The sequence below is a fragment of the Methanobrevibacter sp. genome (assembly GCF_045541095.1).
Lineage (GTDB): Archaea > Methanobacteriota > Methanobacteria > Methanobacteriales > Methanobacteriaceae > Methanocatella.
Map to the genome: position 1 here is coordinate 1 of NZ_JAZQIJ010000246.1, position 6,073 is coordinate 6,073.

Sequence of the window (6,073 nt, forward strand, 5' to 3'; positions counted from 1 at the left end):
ATGGGACGAGGGAGATAGCCTAGGATAATATCAAATAACCAACGATATATAATAAAAAACCTAGGAATCCTCAACTTCAATAAGTTGAGGTAGTTCAAAAAATAATCCTCATAGTACAATCAAGGTGGTATCATGGGCATCGGCGAAGGTATTAAAAGAATGCTTAAGAAAGTTAAGAATTTTGAATCCTTAAATCAGATTATCCACAGCGGAAAAAAAGAAATTATCCTAAAATCAGACTTCACATTAACTGATAGTGAAAATTCCGATTATAGAAATGGAATTAAAATAGAAATATCCGACATTGTTATTGATGGAAACGGACATGCCATTGATGCAAAAGAAAAAGCCGGAATCTTTAATATCACCGGGCAAAACGTGACACTTAAAAACATAATATTCAAAAACAGTGGCCATTCATTTAGTAACGGTCAGGGCAGTGCAATATTCAATAAAGGAAAATTGACTATTGAAAACTGCAAATTCGAATCCAATGAGGGAAAAGATGATAATGGTGGCGCAGTTCATAACATGGGATGGCTCAGCATCAAAAAATGCGATTTTAACATAAATCACTCCAGAAGCGGAGGGGCAATTCACAATCAGGATTATCTCAATGTCATTGAATCTACTTTTGACTCCAACAGCGGGACTAACGGCAGTGCAATTTACAATAATAAAGGAACTGCAAAGTTATCGCACAATACATTCAAAAACAATTCTGCATATCATGGGATAATTTACAACAATTCAGAATCTTTTGAGATTATTGAATCCGTTTTCAACTCCAATCATGCTAAAAACGGCGGCGCAATTTTTAACTCAGAAAATGGTCATGCCACCGTAAATTGCGATTTTAACGATAATTCATCAGATAATGGCGGAGCAATTTTCAATGAGGGAAAAGCAACAATCAAAAATTCCAATTTTGACCGAAACAGCTCAGGGAATGGAGGAGCAATATACAATAAGCATGTATTAAACGTGGATAAATCCAATTTCAAATCCAACAGTTGTGAAAATGGAGGCGTAATCTATAATGACTCAGATGCGGTTATTGATGTTACAAACTCCAATTTTAAATCAAATGAAGGTCTGATTTTTAATAAAGGCACTTTCGGCAGCGCTGAATGTCACTTTACTCATAACAAATCAAATCAGGGAGGACTTTTAACAAATCATAAAACCCTTAAAATTTCAAACGGCAATTTCATAAATAACACCTCAAAGGACATGATTATCGACAATAACGACACTATGGAAATTACCAAAGCGACATTTACTGACAATCAATCCCAAAATATTATCTTCAACAATGATGACAGCAGTTTCGGAATTTATCACACAAAATTCATATCAAATTCCGTTGATGAATCCGTAATTTTCAATGAAGGAAATCCAAGCAGTTTAACTGACGTTACATTTAATGACAACCATTCGAATTTCAATTCAAAAATTCTCATCAATAAAACTGACCTGAATCTCACCAATCCAAAAATAATAAACGACGATACCAAAAGCATATTAAATGACGGATATGTGCTGATAAAAAAAGTAGATGATGATTATTTTGAAAGTAAAATTGAAAATAACGGCACTGTTGAACGATATGGGAAAATATCCTTCGATGAATTTGATTTTACATATTTAGATAAAAAAATTCATGAAAGCGAAACCAAAGAAATCATTTTGGATAATGACATATCCCTAAAAAATTATGAAAAGGAGTTTTATGAAGGCGGAATTGAACTGGACATTGATGATTTGGTCATTGATGGAAACGGTAAAACAATTGATGCCTGCGGAAACTCACGGATATTCATCATACTTGCCAACAACATCAAATTAAAAAATATCACATTCAAAAATGGCCACGCATTTAATGACTATGATTCCTATTCAAACAGTTGCGGAGGATGTGTGAAAATAAATTCCCTTAAAAAAGTAACCCTGGAAAACTGTAAGTTTATAGATTGTTACTCAGGACAGGATGGCGGTGCAATATTTAATTTAGGATATTTGACCATTTCCGAATCAACATTCAAATCCAATGCCGCTGCAAATTATGCCGGAGCAATATTCAATTCTAACAAAGTGAAAATCAACTACTCCCTCTTTGAATCGAATACATCAAATGATGACGGAGGAGCATTATTCAACAAAAACCAGGCAAAAATAGTTCGTTCGGATTTTACTTTCAACAGCTCCAACAATAATCAGGGAGGAGCAATATACAATTCATGCCATCTGGAAATAATCAATTCCAGTTTCAAATCCAATACTTCAAATAATGGAGGAGCATTATTCAATTTAGATAAAATTACAATTAAGGGTTCTATTTTTGATTCCAATAGCTCAAATGAAGATGGTGGGGCAATATCAAATCAAGGAAATTTAAATATTAATAATTCAACTTTAACATCCAACCAATGTGAAAAAAGAGGAGGGGCAATATTCAATACAAAAAAATTGGATGTGAATGGTTCTACTCTTGAAACCAACAACTCAAATGAAAACGGAGGAGCAATATCAAATAAAGGAGCCCTCCACATCAACAATTCAACTTTAACATCCAATCAAACAAATGAAAACGGAGGAGCAATATCAAATCAGGGATCCCTCCACATCAACAATTCAACTTTAACATCCAACATGTCTGAAGGAAGCGGAGGTGCAGTAGAACTGGATACATGGAGCACATGTAATGTTAATAGTTCTAATTTTCAGTCCAATACTGCAAAAAGAGATGGAGGAGCAATAAAATCCCATAATAATCTAACCATCAAAGATAGCACCTTTAAATCGAATAACTCCTCAAAAGGAGGTGCAATAAGCATGAGTGATGGAGAATTGAATGTTGATGAATCTGCTTTTGAATCCAATTTTGGAACAAACGGAGGCGGCGCAATAAATACTGAAGAAAGTAATGCGAGAATTGTTAAGTGCAATTTTAATCATAATAATGTCTCGAGAGGCAAAGGAGGTGCAATAAGATCATATTGTTTAGCTAGATTGCGTAAAGTACTTATACATAATTGTAATTTTACAGATAATGCACCGGATGATGTTTCTAATGAAGATCTTGCTGCAGAGGATGACTCTTATTCCGGCCATTATTGAATTTGATAATTATAGTTATTTTAAAAGCAAAGCTTTAGAGAGTATGAAAAAAGAAATCCTATTCCCTATACCATTTAGGATATTTTTCCACGTTGTTGCAGCCTTCAAAAATGGAGCTGATGTTAGTCATATCTGTTATATCCCAACTGTCAAGAACTGAAAGGTCTTTCAGGGCACGGCAGTCGCTGAACATTGCCCACATGGTTTGGACATTGCCTACATTCCAATCTTTTATGGCGGAGAGATCACTCAGACTTCCGCAAAATGAAAACATTGTCCACATGTTTTCAACGTTGCTTACATCCCATTCTGCCAAAGCGGACAGTTCACTCAGGGCATAACATCCGTAAAACATTGATCTCATGGTTTGGACATTGCTTACGTCCCAGTTTCTAAGGGCAGTGAGATATTCAAGACCGCTGCATGTTGAAAACATTCCTCTCATGTTTCTCACATTGGAAACGTCCCAATGTTTCAGGGCAAACAAATCGACTATATCCCTGCAGCCTCTGAACATTGACTCCATTGTTGTGACGTTTGAAACATCCCAATCTTTAAAAGCAAATAAATCTACCAGATGTTCACATCCTCTAAAAAGTGAATCCATGTTTTTTACATTGCTGACGTTCCAATCCTTCAGGGCAAAGAGGTTGTCCAGTGCAAAACATCCTTCAAACATCGAATGCATGTTCTCCACATTGCCCACATTCCAGTCCTTCAAATCAAACAGGTCAAGAAGGGCGCTGCAGCCCCTGAACATTTCCTCCATATTTGTTACGCCTGAAACATCCCAGTTTTTAAGGGCAATCATTCTCTCCAGTCTGCAGTCGCTGAACATTCCGCTCATGTTTCTGACATTGCTCACATCCCATTCTGCCAGTGCAGAGAGTTCCTTGAGACTGATGCATGCCTCAAACATCGTATTCATATTTTTTACATTGGACACATCCCAGTTGGTCAGGGCGGATAAATCAGCCAGTTTCTGACATCTTTTAAACATGGAGGCCATATTTTCCACTTTGCCCACATCCCATTCATCCGTGCAGACAAAGTCGGTAAGAGAAGTGCATCCTTCAAACATTGACTCCATGCTTGTAACTGAGGATACACCAGTGGTAACGACTGCCCTGAGGGACCTTAAGTTATTATATTTGAAGCTCAAATCTTTTTGTCCGGAGAGATTTTCGCTGACATAGATGACTTTCCTTTTGTCGACTACATGATTCCAGTCGGTGAGGTTTTTTCCGTCTTTGAGAATAATCAGCACCTTATTGTCCTTTAAATCAAATATGCTGTCGGTTGTGGTATTCAATTTGTCGAACTGCCTTAAATGATCACTTGACAGTCTGGAGTCCTGATTTTTCTTTTCACTTTGAAGTTTTTCAGCGGGTCTGACCGGTTCAAATCCGGCATCTTTAAACTTCTCAATGCATTGACTTTTAAACTCAACCTCATCCAGTTCATGCTTTCTTATCACCGATGCCGAAGACAGCTGCCTTTTAAGCGCTCTGCTCATTTCGACTTCAGAAAGATATATTACAACAATTGGCACGTCCTCATCAAGAGCTATGAACATTTCATCCCTTATGAGATTGGATTTTACTGAATTTGGAGTTAGGAAAAGTAAAAACAATGAGGAACCGGTGATTTTTTCATCATATTCCTCGCTTTCAAATTCCCCCGCATTGCACATGACATTCAATCCGAAATCCGTGAACTGCTTCAGATAGGGACGGATTTCATCGCTGTCTTTTGAATCGAAACTGGTAAATACGTATTTTTCATCAGTTGGAATCAGGGACTCCTCTTTAATCAGTTCAAATCCATGGCGTTCAAATGATGAGGTGTACTTTTGAACATACTCATCCTCTTCCATCAGATATTTCTTTATGGATTCCCTTGAAGCCAGTTTCAATCTGAGGCCATGGCGCAGGCGGACTTCCTGCAGACAAATTACAACGACAGGAAGGTTTTCAGATAGTGCAAAATAGATTTCATCGATTACGTTCAAGTCGTTTGCGGAATTTGAAGTTATAAAAACAATAAACAGAGAACAGTCGGATATTAACTCCACATTCTCCTCGGACCTTTCGTTTTCCGGAGAGCTGGTTTTGATATCCAGACCATGTGAAGCGAACCTTTCCAGTTCGGGACGTACAAGTTCCTCATCATCCCTGCTGTAACATGCAAAGACATATGCCGAAGGAGTTTTGTGGACAAAATTTCCACCATAATCCTCAATAGAATCCGAATGAGAAGTCCCGGATGCTTTAAAACCTTCCCTGCTGAAGGCTGAAGTGTATCTGTGGACATATTCCTCCTCATCCATTGAATATTTTAGAATCCCCTGAATTGACCCCATACTGAGTTTAAGGCCGTATTTCAATTCGGTTTCTTCCAGATGTATGGCAATGAAAGGTTTGTTCTCGTGAAGGGCGAAGTTGATTTCATTTCTTACATTGCGTGATTCAACGGCACTTGCGGAAATGAAAACGACAAAAAGACTGGATTTTTCAAGTGCCTCCTCAATCTCTTCAGGCCACTCCCCTCCAGGAGAAATGCCCTGATCATACCAGACATTGAATCCCTGATTATGGAATCTTTTAAGTTCGGGAAATACACGATTTGCATCAATATGCGCATAACTGACAAAAATATAGGGATCATCACCCTTATAGGCCCTGAATGGAGCATCCGAAACATGAACAAGAGAATTTTCATTGTTTTTGTCAGTCATAAGTAACCCTACCAATACTTTCTAATTAATATTTATAGAGATATTGACTTATAAATATTCAAGATTGAATTTTGACGACTCTTTCAAAAACTTTGTTGATTTTCAAAATCCTTTTTGCGATTGTCATTCCAAATGAGATTTCTGTGATAGATTCGTTTTAAAACGCCTCGTTTGGTCTTGAATGTTCGTTTTCTTGATTTTGGCATTGTTTTTTGA

Annotated in this window: 2 protein-coding genes; one reads left to right on the forward strand and one right to left on the reverse strand. The window is 37.2% G+C overall.

What is annotated here, in order from left to right; all coding sequences use genetic code 11:
• Positions 1 to 132: 132 nt before the first annotated feature.
• Entirely contained in the window at positions 133 to 3,120 is a 2,988-nt protein-coding gene (locus ACKI2P_RS10730) for a hypothetical protein (protein WP_407377467.1), read from the forward strand.
• 58 nt (positions 3,121 to 3,178) lie between these two features.
• Here the strand turns inward: ACKI2P_RS10730 and ACKI2P_RS10735 are convergent, their stop codons facing one another.
• A complete protein-coding gene (locus ACKI2P_RS10735) occupies positions 3,179 to 5,857 on the reverse strand; it encodes a BspA family leucine-rich repeat surface protein (RefSeq protein ID WP_407377469.1) in 2,679 nt (892 codons plus the stop codon).
• Between the last annotated feature and the right edge of the window lie 216 nt (positions 5,858 to 6,073).

Bases quoted from the DNA above. Each gene is read 5' to 3' on its own strand.
- ACKI2P_RS10730 (WP_407377467.1), top strand. From the start codon at position 133: ATGGGCATCGGCGAAGGTATTAAAAGAATGCTTAAGAAAGTTAAGAAT.
- ACKI2P_RS10735 (WP_407377469.1), bottom strand. From the start codon at position 5,857: ATGACTGACAAAAACAATGAAAATTCTCTTGTTCATGTTTCGGATGCT.